This window comes from Brevibacillus choshinensis (assembly GCF_001420695.1).
Taxonomy (GTDB): domain Bacteria; phylum Bacillota; class Bacilli; order Brevibacillales; family Brevibacillaceae; genus Brevibacillus; species Brevibacillus choshinensis.
Map to the genome: position 1 here is coordinate 591623 of NZ_LJJB01000010.1, position 18057 is coordinate 609679.

The 18057-nt window shown below is 48.3% G+C and carries 16 protein-coding genes and 2 pseudogenes; 5 read left to right on the forward strand and 13 right to left on the reverse strand.

All coding sequences use genetic code 11. The features are described 5' to 3' along the window. The first annotated feature begins 75 nt into the window (after nt 1-75). Nucleotides 76-510 carry a GNAT family N-acetyltransferase gene (locus AN963_RS13130; protein WP_055745032.1) on the forward strand — a complete coding sequence of 145 codons (435 nt, stop codon included), beginning with the start codon at nt 76-78 and terminating at the stop codon, nt 508-510. A 93-nt stretch (nt 511-603) separates the two neighbouring features. On the opposite strand, the gene AN963_RS13135 is transcribed toward AN963_RS13130, so the two are convergent. Further along, entirely contained in the window at nt 604-1677 is a 1074-nt protein-coding gene (locus AN963_RS13135) for a CapA family protein (protein WP_055745033.1), read from the reverse strand. Between the two features lie 232 nt (nt 1678-1909). Here AN963_RS13135 and AN963_RS13140 point away from each other — a divergent pair, with 232 nt between their 5' ends. After that, complete coding sequence (locus AN963_RS13140) at nt 1910-4519, forward strand: LuxR C-terminal-related transcriptional regulator (RefSeq protein WP_055745034.1); 2610 nt, start codon at nt 1910-1912, stop codon at nt 4517-4519. On the opposite strand, the gene AN963_RS13145 is transcribed toward AN963_RS13140, so the two are convergent. Continuing rightward, nucleotides 4506-5471, reverse strand: a complete 966-nt coding sequence (locus AN963_RS13145) for a threonine ammonia-lyase (RefSeq protein ID WP_055745035.1) — start codon at nt 5469-5471, stop codon at nt 4506-4508. The genes AN963_RS13140 and AN963_RS13145 overlap by 14 nt on opposite strands. A 13-nt stretch (nt 5472-5484) precedes the next feature. Continuing rightward, entirely contained in the window at nt 5485-5943 is a 459-nt protein-coding gene (locus AN963_RS13150) for a RidA family protein (protein ID WP_055745036.1), read from the reverse strand. Nucleotides 5944-6077: 134 nt separating this feature from the next. On the opposite strand from AN963_RS13150, the gene AN963_RS13155 reads away from it, so the two are divergent. Both AN963_RS13155 and AN963_RS13160 read left to right on the forward strand, forming a co-directional pair. Then, nucleotides 6078-6389, forward strand: coding sequence for an ArsR/SmtB family transcription factor (locus tag AN963_RS13155; protein ID WP_055745037.1), 312 nt, complete (start codon nt 6078-6080; stop codon nt 6387-6389). 78 nt (nt 6390-6467) lie between these two features. Beyond that, nucleotides 6468-7652 (forward strand): MFS transporter, encoded by a 1185-nt coding sequence (locus AN963_RS13160; protein WP_055745038.1) that lies wholly within the window; start codon nt 6468-6470, stop codon nt 7650-7652. 93 nt (nt 7653-7745) lie between these two features. Here the strand turns inward: AN963_RS13160 and AN963_RS13165 are convergent, their stop codons facing one another. From AN963_RS13165 to AN963_RS13210, 10 genes and pseudogenes are all read right to left on the reverse strand, one after another. Next, nucleotides 7746-8516: a 3-hydroxyacyl-CoA dehydrogenase gene (locus AN963_RS13165; protein ID WP_055745039.1), complete on the reverse strand. Its 771-nt coding sequence runs from the start codon at nt 8514-8516 to the stop codon at nt 7746-7748. Nucleotides 8517-8820: 304 nt separating this feature from the next. After that, nucleotides 8821-9570: an SAM-dependent methyltransferase gene (locus AN963_RS13170; RefSeq protein ID WP_055746285.1), complete on the reverse strand. Its 750-nt coding sequence runs from the start codon at nt 9568-9570 to the stop codon at nt 8821-8823. 235 nt (nt 9571-9805) lie between these two features. Then, nucleotides 9806-10792: an ABC transporter ATP-binding protein gene (locus AN963_RS13175; RefSeq protein WP_055745040.1), complete on the reverse strand. Its 987-nt coding sequence runs from the start codon at nt 10790-10792 to the stop codon at nt 9806-9808. Continuing rightward, nucleotides 10789-11772, reverse strand: a complete 984-nt coding sequence (locus AN963_RS13180; RefSeq protein WP_055745041.1) for an ABC transporter ATP-binding protein — start codon at nt 11770-11772, stop codon at nt 10789-10791. Before AN963_RS13180 ends, AN963_RS13175 begins: the two co-directional genes overlap by 4 nt. Before the next feature lie 22 nt (nt 11773-11794). After that, nucleotides 11795-12664 carry an ABC transporter permease gene (locus tag AN963_RS13185; protein WP_055745042.1) on the reverse strand — a complete coding sequence of 290 codons (870 nt, stop codon included), beginning with the start codon at nt 12662-12664 and terminating at the stop codon, nt 11795-11797. Nucleotides 12665-12673: 9 nt separating this feature from the next. Next, nucleotides 12674-13615 (reverse strand): ABC transporter permease, encoded by a 942-nt coding sequence (locus tag AN963_RS13190; RefSeq protein WP_055745043.1) that lies wholly within the window; start codon nt 13613-13615, stop codon nt 12674-12676. Nucleotides 13616-13630: 15 nt separating this feature from the next. Continuing rightward, nucleotides 13631-15268, reverse strand: a complete 1638-nt coding sequence (locus AN963_RS13195; protein ID WP_055745044.1) for an ABC transporter substrate-binding protein — start codon at nt 15266-15268, stop codon at nt 13631-13633. Between the two features lie 505 nt (nt 15269-15773). Then, nucleotides 15774-16664, reverse strand: a complete 891-nt coding sequence (locus AN963_RS13200) for an IS3 family transposase (protein ID WP_055745045.1) — start codon at nt 16662-16664, stop codon at nt 15774-15776. A gap of 134 nt (nt 16665-16798) precedes the next feature. Continuing rightward, complete coding sequence (locus AN963_RS32365) at nt 16799-16948, reverse strand: transposase (protein WP_330218834.1); 150 nt, start codon at nt 16946-16948, stop codon at nt 16799-16801. 126 nt (nt 16949-17074) lie between these two features. After that, nucleotides 17075-17575 (reverse strand): annotated as a pseudogene (locus AN963_RS13210) (DinB family protein). 294 nt (nt 17576-17869) lie between these two features. Between AN963_RS13210 and AN963_RS31935 the strand changes: the two are divergent. Further along, nucleotides 17870-18057: pseudogene (locus AN963_RS31935) on the forward strand (IS110 family transposase); the annotation flags it as partial.

The window sequence follows — 18057 nt, forward strand, 5'->3', positions numbered from 1 at the left end:
TTTGTGTTTATATCTCTTTATGTTCAGTATATTTGATCACATAGACGTCAGTAAAGTGGATATAGGAGGGTACAGATGATTTTTAAAAATGAAGAATTACCTTATTCCATCAATGATATGAAGGATTTATTGGACAAGGAACAGATCTTCCAGTGGCTCTCCACTTCGTATTGGGCATCGGAACGTCCCAAAGAACTGATTTTCGCCAGCTTTGAGCATTCCATCTGCTTTGGGGTGTACGGAGAGACTGGACAAGTGGGGTTCGCCCGCGTTGTGACTGATTACACGACTTTTTCCTGGGTGTGCGATGTCTTTATCGATCCTGCCCACCGTGGTAAAGGGCTGAGTAAATGGCTCATGGAAGTGATCGTCCAGCATCCTGCCATTGCCCATACCAACATGTTACTGGCAACGCGGGACGCGCATGGCTTATATGAGCAATACGGATTTGTCCGCAGAGAGGCGATGCGGCGTATGGCGAATGAACAGGCAAAAACCCCCGTGATTTGATCCGCAGGGGATTTCCCTATATAGTATCTCTTCTATATAAATAGGATCATCCGGGCATAAGCAGCCAGGATGATCTTTTTCACTTTCGTTCGTCTACGGCTTGGAGGACGTCTTTTCTGCTAGAGTGCTCGCAGCGTGACCCGCTTCGTCGAATTTCACCTGAAACGAGATCTTGTTCAATTTGTCGATCATCCGTTTGCGGTTCGTTGCATCCATCGGAGCTGGTTGTCCGTTGGTGATTTTGACAGGAATGACTTTGGAGGTCGTCGCCTTCTCCCCAAATGTCAGCTCTACCATCATCGCTTCCCTCCCTTTTGGATTGTACGAGGTGGTAAAGACGAAATTCCCTACACTGTAGTAAATCGGCACACCTTTGTACATCTCCATCCCCATCACCGAGTGACTATGAGAACCGACGACCGCATCCACTCCGCTATCGATCAGCTTCCGCGCCATTTCCCGCGCATACGGCTCCGGCACGTCCTTGTACTCCAAATTCCAGTGCATGACCGCGATGGTTATTTCGGACTGTGCCACCGCTTTTTTCACATAGGTGAGCATGGGTTCATACGAGTACGCGTGAGCCAGACCTGGCTTGTTTTTGCCTGCAAACCATTGCCGATTGGGCAGTACATGACTTAAGCCGATGACCGCGACACGCTTTCCGTTGATGGTGCGAACGAATGGTGTGAACGCTTCCTCCTCATTTTTCCCCGCCCCGACAAAGCCAATCTGGTTCTTTTTCAAATGATCCATCGTATCAAATAAAGCGTCCATGCCGTAGTCCAAGGAATGGTTGTTGGCCAGATTAACGACATCAATTCCAGCGTTCACTAATCCTTGCAAGGTTTGAGGCTTGGAGCGGTATGTATATTCTTTTTTCTCAGCCTGACCACGCATGCTCACGGACGTCTCCAGATTGCCAATGGTCAGATCTGCCTGCTTTAAAAAGTCTGCTGTTTTTTGAAACGGATAATCAACGCCATGTCGACTGATTTGGTTGCCAACACTCTTATCCAGCATAATATCTCCCACAAAAGCGACGCGGATACTGTTTTCTGTCGTAGCTGCCTTCACCGGATTGCTATAGCTACCGACCGAACTGCCTGCGATTACTAGCATCGCAACTGTCAACGTCGTCACGCTTTTCCATCGTCCGATTTTCATGCACCTCTCTCAACGAGCTTCTACGCCCATTCTAGTAGGAGATGGACGTGAAGCCTGTTGAAGTCTGTCCGGCGCTGGGGAACATTTCCCGTGCAAAATCGACAGTTTTACACAAATGCGAAAAGAAGTGACATTTTGCGTTTTTCCTCTTTTCAAATGTCGAACCATGTTATAAACAAGTATAATGGAAAAAAATGACCTCGATCTGGAATGTATCGTGAAAGGAGGAACCATGGTTCAACTCCCGCGTTCCATTATGCTCAAAACCAAAACAACCTTGCCTGCCTCCCCATCCACCAGCGTTAGGAGAAATCATTTGCTGGAACAAATGGATGAAGGGATCTCGTGCAAGCTGACCATCCTCTGCGCTCCTGCAGGCTATGGAAAAACAACCTTACTCGTCCATTGGGCCCATCAGCAATCTACTCGACCTGCTTGGCTTTCTTTGGACGAGATGGACAATGATTTGATCCGCTTTTGGAAATACGTCGTACATACGCTGTCGGAATCTTGTTTCCCAGAGCTAGCCGAGCGATTGGAGCCTCTGATGGGAGCTATTTCTCATACGTCTATTTACACGTTTATCGACTCGCTCCTCTACGAGCTAGATACGATCCAGCAGCCTGTATTTCTTCTCCTGGACGACTACCACTCTATTTATGAAGAACAAATTCATCTCAGCCTTTCGTACCTGATTGACTATCTGCCCTACCACGTTCATCTCTACATCGCTAGTCGAAACGCGATGCCTTTTGCTACCACCAAATGGACGTTGCGCGGACAAGCCCGTCAGATTACATTGGAGCAACTGCGCTTTACCCAACAGGAAACGGCCAGCTTTTATCGAGACGCCCACGGAATTTCGCTCGAACCCAAACAGATCGACCGGCTCATGGAAAGCACAGAGGGCTGGGTGGCTGGGCTTCAGCTGGCTGCGATCTCTCTCGCCAATCCAGTCAACCACGACCGATTTTTTGATGGATTCAACGGCTCTCATCGCAATATCTCCGAGTATTTGCTGCACGAGGTTTGGCTGCGTCTCCCTACTGATGTCCAAAGCTTTTTGCTTGCGACTTGTATCTTGCAACGAATGGACGCTCCCCTTTGCAATCGCGTGACGAATCAATCGCAGAGTCAGCAGATGCTCACCTTCCTGTACCAGCAAAACATTTTCTTGATCTCTCTCGACGACTACCAAAACTGGTACCGCTATCACCATCTGTTTGGCGAATTTCTCCAAGGACAGCTTCGTCAGCTGGATCCACTAAAAGCAATCGACCTGCATCGCGTCGCCAGCGAATGCCTCGCCGAACGAGATTTTTACGATGAAGCGATTGATCATGCATTCGCTGCTTCCGATTTCCCCTTCGCTGCCCGACTCTTGGAAACAAACTTTCCACAGATGATTGCACGAGGAGAACTGTCCACATTGTTGCATTGGCTGACCCGTTTTCCCCGTCCATCTGAGATGCTTCCTCCGCCTTTGCGTCTCCTCTCTGCCTTCCTCCAGATTCTATGCGGTCAAGCCGAGCAAGCACAAAAGGAGATCCCTTCTTTGGAAGCAACATGCGCCGCCATCGAAGACCCTGAGGAGCAGGAGCAGTTTTTGAGTGGGTTGTTTTTTGTTCGTGCCAATCTCCACTTTGCCCTCGGCCAGTTTGAAACAATCCTTTCTGAGTCGGACACCTTGTACAAAAAACTTCCTGAAAGTCCGCTGTTCTTTGCTTTCAATTACAATACGACCGAGCCGTTCATCAGGCAGACAACGCTCGGCATCAAAGGAATGCTGTCCCCGCAGACGGAATACGTCGGGAAAGTGTTTTCAGGCAAGCTGGTCGCTCACGGCTGGCAAGACTCTTTGTTCAATACGTACGTCATTCAAGCACTCGCCGAAGGCTATTACGAGTGGAACCGATTAGAGGATAGTTCTACCCTGCTGGAGCAGGTGGAGCCGATTGCCCGCCGGCAAAAAATCCCTGGACTACTGGTCCCCTACTCCCTAACAAAGGCAAAAATCGAACTCGCTACAGGCTCTCCCTTCCTAGCGAGAAAGATCGTAGAAGAGGCGATGGAAACCGTCCAAATTTGGTCAGACGATTATTGGCTGAATCCGTTGCGCGCTTTTTTGGCACGCGTGCATTTGGCAGAAGGAAATATTGACCTGGCAACCGAACAGCTCGCCAAGCTGCCCTCTTTCTTTTGCGAGAAGCCAGCCATTCAACGAGAGCTGGAGCTATTGACTTTCGTTCGCTATTTATTAGCCAAGCAGCAACCACAAGATACTTTCTGGATTTTGGACACCTTGAAGCTGGCAAGCAAAAGGGAAGGCTTGCTCACCAGCCAAGTGGACATCGCTATTCTGCAGGCATTGGCAAATCAGCAGCTAGGCCAAACAGATGACGCCCTAGCTTTTCTGCAGGAGGCTCTCGTCATTGGAGAAGCGAACGACTACGTGCGCAGCTTTCTAGACGATGGCGCCGCCTTGTACCCGCTGCTCTCTGCCAGCAAATTACGCAGTAAGACGCAGTCCAATAACAAGCCGATCTCCCCAGCCTACGTCAAAAAACTGCTTGATCTGATTTCGAAAAAAGAGTCAAAAAGAAAAACAGATCATTCCTCTCCCCTTCTTGAACCGTTGACGGGAAAAGAAATGATCCTGTTATCCATGCTGAGTCAGGGTGCCTCCAACAAAGAAATTGCGGAGGAACTCGGGAACACAATCGGCACGGTCAAAGTGTATCTCCATCGCATCTACGGCAAGCTCGGTGTTACCAATCGCACGCAAGCATTGCTAAAAGCACAGGAAATATCGCTGCTGGAAACCGGTCCTACATCCTATTAAGTGGTTTTGAAACCAGTCCTGCCATCTGGTCGAGATCTACGTTTCCACCTGAAACGAGAGTCACGATCCGTTTACCGAGCAGGGCTGTTTTTTCAAACATGGCTGCAGCTATCGTAGTCGCGCTGGAAGGCTCGATTACTTGCTTCATCCGTTCGAGCACAAAGCAAAACGCTTGGCGAATCTCATCTTCAGTGACAAGCACGATGTCGTCCACATATTTGCTCAGGATGGGAAACGTCAGCTCTCCCGGTTGACTGGTCCGCAAGCCGTCTGCGATTGTGAGTGATCCTGGAAGAGACACGCGTTGATTTTGTTTCAGAGAGAGGTAGGTGTCATTGGCAAGCTGCGGTTCCACCCCGATGACCTGAATAGACGGCTTCGTCTCCTTGATCGCCGTAAGTACCCCGGAAATCAAGCCCCCTCCACCAATGGGAACGAAAATCGCATCCACATCCTCCAGCTGCTCCAGTATTTCCAGCCCGATCGTCCCTTGTCCCGCCATGATGTACGGATCGTCGTACGGAGAAACATATACGCCATTTTGCTGCTTCGCGATTTCCATTGCTCTCGGCAGTCGCTCCGCTGAGGTCAGCCCACACTTCTCCACTTTGCCATTGTAGGCCTCGATCGCTTCCAGCTTGCAGGCAGCCACATCTTCAGGGACCACTATTGTCGCTTGGATGCCTACCTTATTGGCAATGTAGGCAACGGCTTGCCCGTGATTACCAGAGGAAGCTGCAGTAACGGACACAGCACCTTCACGTAACGCCTGTTTCACCTTGTTCGTCGCTCCCCGGATCTTGAAGGAGCCCGTTTTTTGCAGATGTTCCGCTTTTAGAAAAATATTATTTCCACAAAGTAAAGATAACTGCTCGGACGAGAGTAAGGGTGTCTTGTGAATCGTATCTGCAATCTGCTCCCGCGCTGCGACGATATCCGCTTTCCCGATCATGGCTTTTTGCCTCCTATCGCTTCACTGCTATCATAAAATCGATTTCGACCGGTGTATTTCCTGGTAGTTCGGCAGCTCCGACGGCTGTCCGCGCATGGCGTCCACGCTCTCCAAAGATACGTTCCAACAGCTCGGAAGCTGCATCGATCACATTGGGTTGCTGGGAAAATCCATCCGCAGATTGTACGTATCCCGTGACCTTCAAGATACGCTCTACCCGATCCAGACTTCCGATCTCTGCTTCTAGACTGCTTAGCCCTTTTAAGACGCAGATTTCAGCCAGTTCTCTCGCCTGTTCGATGGTTACGTCTTCTCCTACTTTTCCGACAAAGGGAAGCTTGCCGTCAACTCTCGGCACTTGTCCGCTGATGTAAGCGACCCCCTCATGGACGACAACCGGCACGTATTGATAGAGTGACGGTACGGGCTCGGGCAGTTCCAGCCCCAGTTGTTGCAATCGTTCTCGAATCATAGCAGCCTCCTTGGGTGACATGGATGTCTGAATGTTCTATTTTGGATTACTTACCTATTATAAATGAGAAATGGCAGATAAAGGAGAATCGTCTTTCGTATTTACAAATCTATAAAAGTAGATATAATAATCTCATGGAACCTTTATTTATTTATAAAGCATTGTCTAACGAGACCCGTAGTCAAATTTTGCAGTGGCTAAAGAATCCAGAGGATTTTTTTGATGAAAAGCCTTACTTACAGCAAGGCCTCAGCTTTCGAATTGGTGTATGCGTAGGAGATATTCAGACGAGAGCAGGGCTCGCCCAGTCTGTTATCTCGAGTTATTTGTTGACGATGCAAAAAGCAGGCTTGTTGGAATCCGAGCGGATCGGAAAATGGACGTATTATCGGCGGAATGAAAAGACGATACAGGAATTTTCCGAGTACGTTCAAAAGAAACTCTAAGGGAAAGGAGGTCTTTTTTTGCGTTTTCATATCTACATTTCTGTATATTTAGATTAAACAGGAGGCTTACCTATAAAAATGAAAACAGTTAACCCTTTCCTCATCATGATTTTGGCTTTAGGCGTCTTCGGCATTATTACAACCGAAATGGGGATTATAGGCGTCCTCCCCCAAGTGACTCAAAAATTCCAAATATCGGCCGCGCAGGCAGGAGGGCTCGTCAGCCTATTCGCTTTCGTCGTCGCCATCTCAGGTCCGTTCCTGACATTGCTCGTTTCCAGCATGAATCGCAAGTGGATTTTATTAATCGCTGTGTTCATGTTTGCGATCTCGAACCTGGTTTATGCCTATACAACCAGCTTCGCCATCATGCTAGTTTTCCGTATTCTCCCTGCCATTTTTCATCCCGTCTTTTTTTCGGTTGCCCTCGTTACCGCAGCCAAGCTCGTCCCTGCGGAAAAAAGCAGAAAAGCAGTCACAAATGTTTTCGCCGGAATCACGGTTGGATTTGCTTTTGGGGTTCCATTAACTTCGTATCTCGCCGAGAAGATTTCGTTAGAAGCCGCTTTTCTATTTGGTGCGGTCGTGAGCTTGATTGCCTTTGTAGGGATACTCGCTTGGCTTCCTTCCATGCCAGTTACGAAAAAAATGTCTTATGGCCATCAGCTAGGCATCCTGCGCAATTCCCAGATGTGGCTGCATATCGTGACTGTTATTTTTATCTTTGCAGCCATGTTTTCCGTGTACAGCTACTTTGCTGAATATCTTGGACAAGTAACCAATATGGACGGGGCATGGATCAGCATCATGCTGATGGCCTTTGGCATGATCATGATTTTCGGGAATTTCTTTTTCGGGAGCTTATTGCAAAAGAGTGTGAATAAAACGGTCATTCTGTTTCCTCTGCTGTATGCGGCCATTTATGCGCTGGCATATTTTCTTGGTTCTTACTTCATACCGATGGTTATAATCGTGGTCATTTGGGGAGCCGTGCATTCCGGAGGTCTCATTGTGAGTCAGACCTGGTTGATGACGGAAGCGAAAGAAGCACCGGAGTTCGGCAACAGCCTATTTGTTTCCTTTTCCAATCTTGGAATAACAATAGGGACCGCCATCGGCGGTTGGTTTATTTCTCACTTTGGAATCCATCAACTCATCTGGAGTGGATTGATGTTTACGCTTCTGGCTTTCTTATTGATCACGATAAAAATGAAAATGCTCAAATCGAACGAAGATATGCGTTCATACAACTCGCACGGCTGACCATATGGCGCGGGATTTGTTATCCGATGGAGTCGGGATTGGGTAAAGGCTCCTGCTCCCCCTTTATTCAGGATGAGCAGGTAAGCCCCTCTTCTATTTCGGTTGCATCCGAATGGCGCCGTCCAGACGGATCGTTTCGCCATTGAGCATGACATTTTCGATAATACTCTGAGACAGCATGGCAAACTCGGTTGGATTACCCAGGCGTGGTGGGAACGGGATGGTCGCACCGAGTGCTTCTTTTGCCGTGCGGGGCAGCTTATCAAACAACGGTGTGTCAAACAGTCCTGGTGCGATGGTCATGACGCGAATGCCGTACGGTGCCAAATCTCGTGCAATAGGCAGTGTCATCCCCACGATCCCGCCTTTGGAAGCACTGTACGCAGCCTGCCCGACTTGCCCGTCAAACGCGGCAACGGAAGCGGTATTGATAATGACACCTCGCTCACCGTGCTTGTTTGGCTCATTTCCTGCCATCTGCTCGACGGCCAATCGAATCACATTAAAGGTGCCGATCAGATTGACATTGATGACCTTCGCGAACGACTCCAACGGATGAGGTCCATTGCGCGACAGTGTCTTTTGCGCCGCTCCGATACCCGCACAGTTAATGGCGACGTGAATGGTGCCGAAGTTGCCAGTCGCCTGCTCGATTGCCTCCCGTACGCTTCCCTCACTTGTCACATCCGTCTGAATAAACATGGCGTGTTCTTTTCCCAGCTCTTCCGCCAAGGCATGCCCCTTTTCTAGGGCCATATCCAAAATGGCGACTTTTCCCCCGTGCTCGATCAGATTCCTCGCTGTTGCTTCTCCCAGACCGGAGGCCCCTCCCGTAACAATGGCTACCGCATTTTGAATATCCACGCCATTCTCTCCCTTCTGGTTATCCGCATTGGAAAAAAGGTATGCAAGTTGGGTACCAGTTGTCTTTTCCGTGCCTCTCCTGGCTTTCCAGCCTGCCCCTCCTGTCTGGCTTCCTCCAAAATCAGACAGTTGTCAAACACCTATATCTGGAGGCAGGACACCCCAAAACGGTCATGACCGTTTTGGTGACCGCTAGCGGTCAAATCCACATGAATGAAAAACGTCGAGACGTTTTTCACAGTAAAAAAGCTATCTCTCACGGATTTTTACCCGTTAAAGATAGCTTATTATCAACAACTGCTACTTATCTCCTAAAAAGATACAATCCAAACCCAAGAGTATCTCTTCCCCATTTCAAGTACGTGTGCCGCCAAGCTCGAATCCTTTGCAAATAGGCGTCGCGATCCGGATCTTGCGGGTTTTCGTGGCAGTAGTTCTCGACAGACATCGAGTAGAGCCACTCGTACTGATCCCAGTCTTCCTCACTTGTAACGCTCGACCACAGCGTAATCAGCCCTAGCTCCTCGGCGGTCCGAACGTTTTCGTAATGACTTTGCAGCTCAGACTCCTCTGCCCCACCCAATGCTTTGAGATAATCCTGACTCGGTCTCTGTTTCCAGTAGCCTTCCCCGATCAGGATATACCCGTCTTTTTTCACGCATTTCTGCATGGCTTTGAGCGTAGGTATGAGCCCACCCAAGGCATGCGTGGAACCGATGCAGATCCCTAGTGAAAAGCGAGGCTCTTCGTACGCCTCTAGGGCGACCTGTGCATCAGCTGTGATAAATTCGATCTGGTCTGCAGGGATTCTGCCTTGAGCTCGTTGCTTTGCCGATTCAATGGCACCTTCGTACAGCTCTATCGCCGTTCCTTTGATCTGTCTGGATTCGGCTAATCGAATCAAAAGCTCGCATGTTCCTGCTCCGATATCCACGACTCGATCATTCGGCTGTAAAGGAATGTGCCCCAATACTTGCTTCATTTTCGCTTCGGAGATCGGGTTATAAAAAACGTGATCGCGGTGGGCGATGGCTGAAAATTTGTTTCGATCCATGTTGGCAAACAGCTCCTGTTCTCTTTTCATTTTTGCGGATATTCGACCATTCATGGGAATACGAAATCATAATACCGCCCACCCTTCGTTTGATTCTCTGATTATAGCAAAGCTAGGCCATGAACGTACATCTGATAGGCACACAGACTCGCTTTTTTTTCCATTTGGTAGGTAAAGTAGCTTCCGGGGTTATCCGCTTGAACCGGTCTTTTTCACTTCACGATTCCACGATTCATCAAGACTGAGTGGCTAAATGGCAACGGATCTGATGCGTCTGGCCTTCTTGGGCAAAAGGAGGAGCTTCCTTTTCGCAATGCGGCATGCGTTCCGGGCAGCGAGATGCAAACGGACAGCCCTTATGACGTTCATACGGACTTGGGGGGTCCCCCTCCAATCCGATCTTTTCCCTTTTTCCTAAGTCCAATCGCGGAACTGCCGACAGCAATGCCTTTGTGTATGGATGAACAGGTCTATGAAAAATTTCCTCCGTCGTCCCCATCTCCACGATCCGTCCTAAATACATGACAGCCACACGATCCGAAATGTACTTTACTACAGACAGATCGTGAGAGATAAAGATCAAGGAAAGCTGAAATTCCTTCTTTAAGTTTTCCAGTAGATTTAAAATGTGGGCTTGTACCGATACGTCGAGTGCGCTGACCGGCTCATCTGCAATCAACAGCTTTGGGCGCACGGCGATGGCACGGGCAATACAGATTCGCTGTCTCTGCCCACCACTGAAAGCTTTGGGATACTTGTCGGCATCTTTGACGTGCAGCCCGACCCGCTCGAGTAAGAACTCGATGTATGCATTCAGCTCTTGCTCGGTCTGACAGATCTGATGGAAACGGATCGTCTCCGCCAGCATCTCTCGTACGGTCATTCGCGGGTTGAGCGAAGAATACGGATCTTGAAACACCATCTGCATGTTCTTCCGTATCCTGCGCAATGACTTGCCGTCGCTCGCTGTGACGTCTTCTCCCAGAAAGGTGATTTTCCCGTCCGTCGGTTCGTAGAGTCGCATAAGAGTACGGCTTAATGTGCTTTTCCCGCATCCGCTCTCTCCGACCAGTCCCAACGTTTCTCCCGCTTGCAAAGAGAAAGTTACATCCTCCACCGCATAGAGCGAAGTGCTGCTCTGCCCAAATAATTTTCCTAGCAAGCCTGCCGATTTGCGGTATTCTTTTCGCAATCCATCTACCTGAAGAATGGTCGTCATCATGCCTGCGCACACACCCTTTCATGATGAAAGCAAGCCGACAAATGCCCGGTGGCAACTTCCCTCAATTGTGTATGTTCATTGCGGGAGCACTCCTCCGTCGCAAAGAAACAGCGCTCCCGAAAAGGACAGCCTTCCACCGCTTGCGACATATCCGGAAGCGTCCCAGGTATTCCTTCCAGTTTTTCATCGGATTCAATGCGTGGCACTGAGCGAATCAGCCCCAGCGTATACGCATGGCGTGGCGACTGGAACAACTCTGCCGTTGTCGCGGTTTCCATGACTTTCCCCGCATACAGGACTACGACACGGTCACACATTTCAGCTACAACACCCAGATTGTGCGTGACGATCAAGATTCCCATGCCAAGACGCTGCTGGATGTCTTTCATCAGCCCCAGCACCTGATCCTGAACGGTCACATCGAGGGCTGTAGTCGGCTCATCGGCAAGCAAGAGCTGAGGATCACAGCAGATCGCTAAAGCAATCATCACCCGCTGCCGCATCCCTCCGCTCATTTGATGAGGATAATCGTATACACGTTTTTCTGGCGAAGGAATTCCGACCAAACGAAGAAGCTCCACCGCTTTGTTCCACGCGTCTTTTTTGCTGAGCTTTTGATGGGTTCTAAACGTCTCCACGAGCTGATCTCCTACCCGATAAACCGGGTCCAGCGAGCTCATCGGATCTTGCAGCACCATCCCGATCTCTTTGCCCCGCACTTGCTGCATCTGCTTTTTGGAATAGCTCAGCAAATCCGTTCCAGCAAAACGGATGGACCCTTTTACGACCTTTCCCTGTGGAGTCGGCAGCAGCTGCAGAATCGAGCGACAGGTGATGCTCTTCCCACTTCCGCTTTCTCCTACCAGCCCTACCGTTTCCCCCTGATTCACGTGAAAGGTGACATCATTGACTGCATGGATGGTCCGCTGCTTCGTCTTGAGTACGACCTCCAGAGAGTCAATCTCGAGTATTGGCTTCATCGCGAACCTCTCCTTATCCCTATTATTGATTCTCGATTTTTTCTGCCAGGCCATCCCCTAGCAGGCTAAAGCCCAGGCCTGTCACAATAATCCCCAAACCGGGAAGCGTAGAGATCCACCAAGCATTGATGATGTAGCTGCGCCCCTCCGCAATCATGGACCCCCATTCTGCTGTAGGTGGCTGTACTCCCAGACCTAAAAAGCTGAGGGACGCACCGAGCAAGATGCACAGTACAACATCAGACATGGCAAACACAATCGCAGGCGAGATGACATTCGGCAAGATGTGCCGGAAAATGATCCTGCCGTGTCCATAGCCGATACTGCGTGCAGCCAAGATATACTCCTGCTGCTTTACAACCAGCACCTCACCGCGAATAATGCGCGCGTACGCACTCCATCCGACGATAAAGATCGCGATATACATATTCGTAAGACCCGGCCCGAGAATCGAAATGATGGCAATGATCAGCACCATAAATGGAAAGCTGATGACCACATCCACGAGTCGCATGGTCAGCATATTGAACCATCCACCGAAATAACCTGCGAGCAGACCGATTACTGTTCCCACGATGAAAGGAACAATCACTGCAATGACGCCGATCTGCAAATCGATCCGCCCCGCGTAAAGCATGCGAGTAAAGATATCGCGCCCGAAATTATCCGTGCCAAACCAATGCTGGGCACTCGGCTTTTGCAACACATTCATCAGGTCGTTGCTATTGGGGTCGTACGGGGTCAGCCACGGTGCGCAAATGGAAAGGAGGATGACGATGAGTACCAGTGCTGACCCAACACTGATTTTCGTATTCACGGGAAGGCGTGAAAACAATCCGAGTCGATAGGCTCTGACTGGCCTCTTCATTGCTGTTTGCTGTATTTGTGCCATGTTCGCCCCCTATTCCAGATCAACGCGCGGATCGAGTATCGCATAGCACAAGTCCGTCAGCAGATTGACCACAATGACAAGTATCGCAAAAACGAGTACCAATCCTTGAATAATCGGATAGTCCCTCGCCAAGATCGAATTGATCAGTAATTGCCCGAGACCAGGGACCGAGAAAACCGTCTCGATCACGATCGAGCCCCCCAACAACCAGCCAATATTCACACCGAGAATGGTCACTGTCCCGCTAATCGCATTACGCAGGACGTGGTTGATGATGATTTTGTTCTCGCCGAGTCCTCTCGCTCTAGCCGCCTCGATGTATTCCGAAGAAAACACGTTGATGATTTTGCTACGCAGGGGCCGGATCAGCACCGGTGCCAAGGAACAGGCAATCGTCAGCGAAGGCAAGAACAAGTAGTAGATATGGGCGAAAAAGTTCTTCCCGTATCCGGAAACAGGGAACAGCTTTAATTTGATACTCAGCAGCAACATCAACAAAATACCGATCCAGAAGGAAGGCATCGCCAATCCAATGATAGAGATGGTTCGAAATCCGTTATCTATGAGCGAATCCTTTCGCATCGCAGACCACAAGGCGATCGGAATGCTCACCAAGAGACTCAAGACCGAAGCATAGATCACGAGGAAAAATGTCGTTCCTAAGCGTTCACCGATCAGCGTATTGACGGATTTCTTTAACAAAATGGATGTGCCCAAGTCACCTTGAACCATGTTTTTCACAAAGATCAGATATTGATCATACAGTGGCTTGTCCAGTCCCATTTGTGCCGTAATCTGCTGAACATTTTCTGGAGTGGCCCGGGGGCCCAGCATGATCGTAGCCGGGTCCCCAGGAATAAGATGGATGATCAGAAACGAGACGACCGAGATCCCAAAAACAATCGGAATCAACTGGATCAAGCGTTGGAGGACAAAGTGTACGCGTAAGATCTCCCATCACCTCCTTTACTTATTGAGCCATACATCCTCAAGTCGATAGTTTCCAGTCGACAAAACGTTGAAGCCTTTGACGTAGTTTTGTACCGCATAAGAAGCTGGTTTGTAATAGAGGAAAAGGAACGTCGCGTCTTCGCTGACCTGCTTTTGTATTTCCATGTACATTTCTTTACGCTTGGCTTCGTCCAATTCGGCCCGTGCCTTTTCTGCCAGCTCATCTACTTTCGGGTTTTTGTAGCCAGTATGATACGCATCTGTACCACCTGTGGAAACAACTTCAAAGCTGGTCAATTCATCCGGGTCAATAATATCCGTCGAGAAGTAGGTCGTCGCCAAATCGTAATTCATCGAGTTGACGGCTTCGTATGCTGCACCCGGCTCCATCATCTGGATCTCTACGTCAATTCCAAGAGCAGCCAGTTGGTCTTTGACGATCACGGCGATTTGACGGTCTGTCTCGTCACCAGAGCTGATCAGAAGCTTTGTCTTAAAACCTTGTGGTTTCGAGGATTCGGCCATCAATTGCTTGGCCTTTTCCAGATTGAATTTATACCCTTCGAGCTGATCGTTGAAGAACTTCATTTTTGGCAGATAGGAGGTCGCGGGTTCGCCATTCCCCATCAGAACGGTTTTGATGATCAGCTCTTTATCTACCGCGTAGTTAATGGCTTGACGTATTTTCACATCGCCAAATGGCTCATGCGTATGGTTGATATTGATGACGTCCACCCGAGATACTTGTGGAGCCATGACAGTCAATGCGGGATCTGCTTTTAATTCTTCCATGGTGTTGAACGGAACGTTTGAAGCGATATCAATATCTCCAGCACGCAGCTGGAACAGTCGGGTCGTATCTTCTGGTACTTGAACCAGCTCTACGCCATCCAAATACGGCTTACCCGTTTGCCAGTAGTCCGGATTTTTTTCCAGCTCTACCTTTTGACCACGCTGCCAGTTTGCCAAGCGGAACGGTCCGGTTCCCATTTCCTTATCACTCAGAAAATCCTTTCCCTTCTCCTTAACCACCTTCTCAGACACGATTGAGCTGCTGAACAAGGCGAGTGAAGAAAGCAACGGAGCGTACGGTGTTTTGGTTTTAATCGTCACTTGGTTTTCGCCCGACACCTTTACTGATTCAATGCCAGTGTAAATCCAGCTCCAGTTTGATCCCTCTGCTCGCGCGCGATCGAGTGAGAATTTGACGTCAGCTGGCGTCATGACGGAGCCATCGTGGAACTTCACATCTTTTCGCAGGTTGAACGTATATGTTTTGTTGTCATCAGAGATTTTCCAATCAGTTGCCAGAGCAGGCTCGATCCCATTGCCATCCGCAGAGACACGAACCAACTGATCGTACATCAAGAGCAGCGTCCAAATCGTCATGTTGTCACCTGGAACGATCGGATCCAGATTGGACAAGTCTTGGGCGCGTGCGAGCTTCAAGATTCCACCCGGCTTTGGTGTGTTGTCATCACCGGCGTTGCCGGGTGCTGGAGCAGCTGCAGGTTGGGGAGCATTTCCTGATTGACCACTGGAATTTCCTTGACTGCTTTCTGGTGTAGAAGAGCAAGCGACTGTCCCCAACACCAATAAGAATGCGATCACACTAAGAAAGCTTTTTTTCACATAGTGCTGTACGCGTATCATATGAACCCCCTCTTTCCTTTTCACTCTCATTTGTGCGTATTTACCTGTTTCTATCTCCTCTCTTTTTGTTTCAACGGCAGCTGCTTTGGAAGTAGAAGTGAATTTTTGTTACACTTTTTTAAATTTTTATACTAATCAGAAAAATATATTGTTATGATAGATTGTGCAATGTTTTTTAACAAATTCGATTATTTAATATCTCGTATAAAGTAATCCTATGAAAGCGGAAAAAATATATGTGGGTTATGTGTTGATTCGATTGACTTGGCCGAAAAAGGAACCTTACATAAAATCAAATAAAAAGAAAAAGAATCCAGTTTGAGGGAGCAAGTCTATCACCTCTACTTGATTCTTTTTTGACAGTAATCTTTTCTTATTAATTCTTAATGTTCTTTGAAAATAAAGTTTTAGACTGAACCCAATAAATGAAACAGCGGCTAGCTAAGACCTGAAAATAAAGTCTTGAAGTTACCCCAGTCAAGTAGACAGATATGAAAAAGGCATATTAAGCAACCTTAGTTCGGTAGTCGACCGGACTAAGGTTGTTTAATTTCTTTTGAAGACATTTGTGGTTATAAAAATGAATGTAACGATGAATCTCATCCCTGAGCTCTTTCGGACTAGTGAACTTTCGTATTCGAAGGGACTTACACTTTAGATGGCCGATAAAGCTCTCGATGCAAGCATTGTCGAGACAATTCCCCTTGCGTGACATACTGGCTTGAATGCCATGCCGTTTAAGGAGGAAATTATACGCTCTTGAGGTGTACTGAAACCCTCGATCGCTGTGCAAAAGAATCCCTCTTGTTTTTCGCTTGCGGATTGCCTTTTTGACGGTATCAAGAACCAAGCGGAGATCATTACGTTTACTGAGCTTGTATGCTACAACTTCGTTGTTATACAGGTCAAAAATCGTCGAGAGATATAGGAAAGAGCTACCAAAGGGTAGGAAGGTGATGTCTGTTACCCACTTCTCAAGAGGACGCGTAGCTTGGAATTCCCGATTGAGTTTGTTGTCTGTAATAACAAAGGCTTCTTTCAAACCGTAATTCCGTTTCTTACGCCGGATGACCGAACTTATGCCAAGCTCTTTCATGAAACGGTAAACACGCTTGTGATTCACTCGTATGCCATATGTCTTCACCAGCCAAGCACGGGTACGCAGATAACCATAAATACCACGCGTCTGCTTCCGGCACACAATGATCCGCGTTTTTAACCACTCGTTTTCACGCTGTCTGGTCGTCATCTTCCATTGACGTTCGTACCATTTGTAGTAGCCACTTCGGGATACACCTGCTAAGCGGCAAAGCAAAGAAACCGAGTATTGTGCAGATAGCTCGGCGATAATTACGAACGCTTGCTGTCGGTTGTCCGCCCCCTTTGCAGCTCCCATAGCTTTTTTAGGTATGCATTCTCCGCACGTAACCGATGAAGTTCCGCGTCCAGGCTTAGTTGCTTGGTTTTGGGTCTACCTTTTGTTGATCCCGAGCCCCTTCCACGTTTCTCCTCTAGCCCCTGTACCCCTTCCTAACGGAAGCGTTTAACCCACAATTGTACCGAGGAATGACGGACGCCTAATTCCTTGGCCACGGTTTGATACCCTTTCCCTTCTTTGAGATACATATCTACAGCTTTCTGCTTAAATTCAATGGAATGTGTCCTTCGCAAATCTCCCAAAAAAAATCCCCTCCAAGTAGACTTTATTGCGCTTTATTAGCACTTGTCTACTCAAAGGGGATAATATCATCTTAGACTGCCGCTGCTTTTATTAAGCTATTGAACCCGTTATTTCAATAGGATATATCAACGTGAAATATCGAATATCCCTCTGCCAATCAAGTTTGCAGTAACCGGCTTCTTTCCGATATCTCGTGACCAAATAGACAATTGACCGTTATGGTGGATCTCGTGGGCGATCACGTGCCGCATCACTTCGCCGTATTTATGGGCTTCCCGTTTCCCTTCATCCGTGATATCAATCATAATGCGGTCTTCCAGACTATCATTCCAATCATAGACAAATGGAGCGAGTTCCACGTGGCAACGGGCGGAAAAATCCTTTATTTGCTGCAAGCTGGCCACTTCCTCGAACGGAGGGATTTCAATCGCTTTAACTTGTATTCCACCGCATATCCACCCATACTCGACTGCCACAATGTGATACAGCGTGGGAAGGATGTATCCTAAGCCGCCGGTGCGCAATTTCAACAACTCTTCCTCGCTCACCGTATCGCACCAGTCAAACTAATCTTTGCGAACTTGCCAGTTATACTCGATGTCGCAGCCTCCTGTAATAATAAACATTATTACTCCTACCATGATTCGCGATATAATCCTGCTATCCTGCCCGTTCGTATTATGAGGTCAGCCAGTTTTTACTGGTTGACCATTTTTTATATAGTTCTACGATTACGGTAGCCGGGGTAGAACGTCCCTGCCCGTGGGGCATTGACCCCGTCCGCTAAACTGTTCACCCCCTACTTGTAGAAACATGTTTGAGGCTGGTTGGGACTTAGATCTCGTATAACAAGCGAAGCTATGATACTACAAGCAGGACTAGGGGTTACCGGCAAATTATCTTGGAAAAGGAGCGATACAATGAATCCAGTCGTTGGTCTGGATGTATCTAAAGGGGAAAGTCAAGTTCAAGCATTTTTAGACAAGGGTCAGCCATACGGAAAAAGCTTTAGCATTTCGCATACTCGCGAGGGACTAGATACTTTTCTTCACTTTCTCAAGAATGTAGAAAGTATAACTAGTAAACAACCTCCGGTTGTTTTGGAGTC

Excerpts from the sequence above, each read along its gene's own strand:
- AN963_RS13130 (WP_055745032.1), top strand. The coding sequence starts at position 76 with ATGATTTTTAAAAATGAAGAATTACCTTATTCCATCAATGATATGAAG.
- AN963_RS13135 (WP_055745033.1), bottom strand. The coding sequence starts at position 1,677 with ATGAAAATCGGACGATGGAAAAGCGTGACGACGTTGACAGTTGCGATG.
- AN963_RS13140 (WP_055745034.1), top strand. The coding sequence starts at position 1,910 with ATGGTTCAACTCCCGCGTTCCATTATGCTCAAAACCAAAACAACCTTG.
- AN963_RS13145 (WP_055745035.1), bottom strand. The coding sequence starts at position 5,471 with ATGATCGGGAAAGCGGATATCGTCGCAGCGCGGGAGCAGATTGCAGAT.
- AN963_RS13150 (WP_055745036.1), bottom strand. The coding sequence starts at position 5,943 with ATGATTCGAGAACGATTGCAACAACTGGGGCTGGAACTGCCCGAGCCC.
- AN963_RS13155 (WP_055745037.1), top strand. The coding sequence starts at position 6,078 with ATGGAACCTTTATTTATTTATAAAGCATTGTCTAACGAGACCCGTAGT.
- AN963_RS13160 (WP_055745038.1), top strand. The coding sequence starts at position 6,468 with ATGAAAACAGTTAACCCTTTCCTCATCATGATTTTGGCTTTAGGCGTC.
- AN963_RS13170 (WP_055746285.1), bottom strand. The coding sequence starts at position 9,570 with ATGGATCGAAACAAATTTTCAGCCATCGCCCACCGCGATCACGTTTTT.
- AN963_RS13175 (WP_055745040.1), bottom strand. The coding sequence starts at position 10,792 with ATGATGACGACCATTCTTCAGGTAGATGGATTGCGAAAAGAATACCGC.
- AN963_RS13180 (WP_055745041.1), bottom strand. The coding sequence starts at position 11,772 with ATGAAGCCAATACTCGAGATTGACTCTCTGGAGGTCGTACTCAAGACG.
- AN963_RS13185 (WP_055745042.1), bottom strand. The coding sequence starts at position 12,664 with ATGGCACAAATACAGCAAACAGCAATGAAGAGGCCAGTCAGAGCCTAT.
- AN963_RS13195 (WP_055745044.1), bottom strand. The coding sequence starts at position 15,268 with ATGATACGCGTACAGCACTATGTGAAAAAAAGCTTTCTTAGTGTGATC.
- AN963_RS13200 (WP_055745045.1), bottom strand. The coding sequence starts at position 16,664 with ATGGGAGCTGCAAAGGGGGCGGACAACCGACAGCAAGCGTTCGTAATT.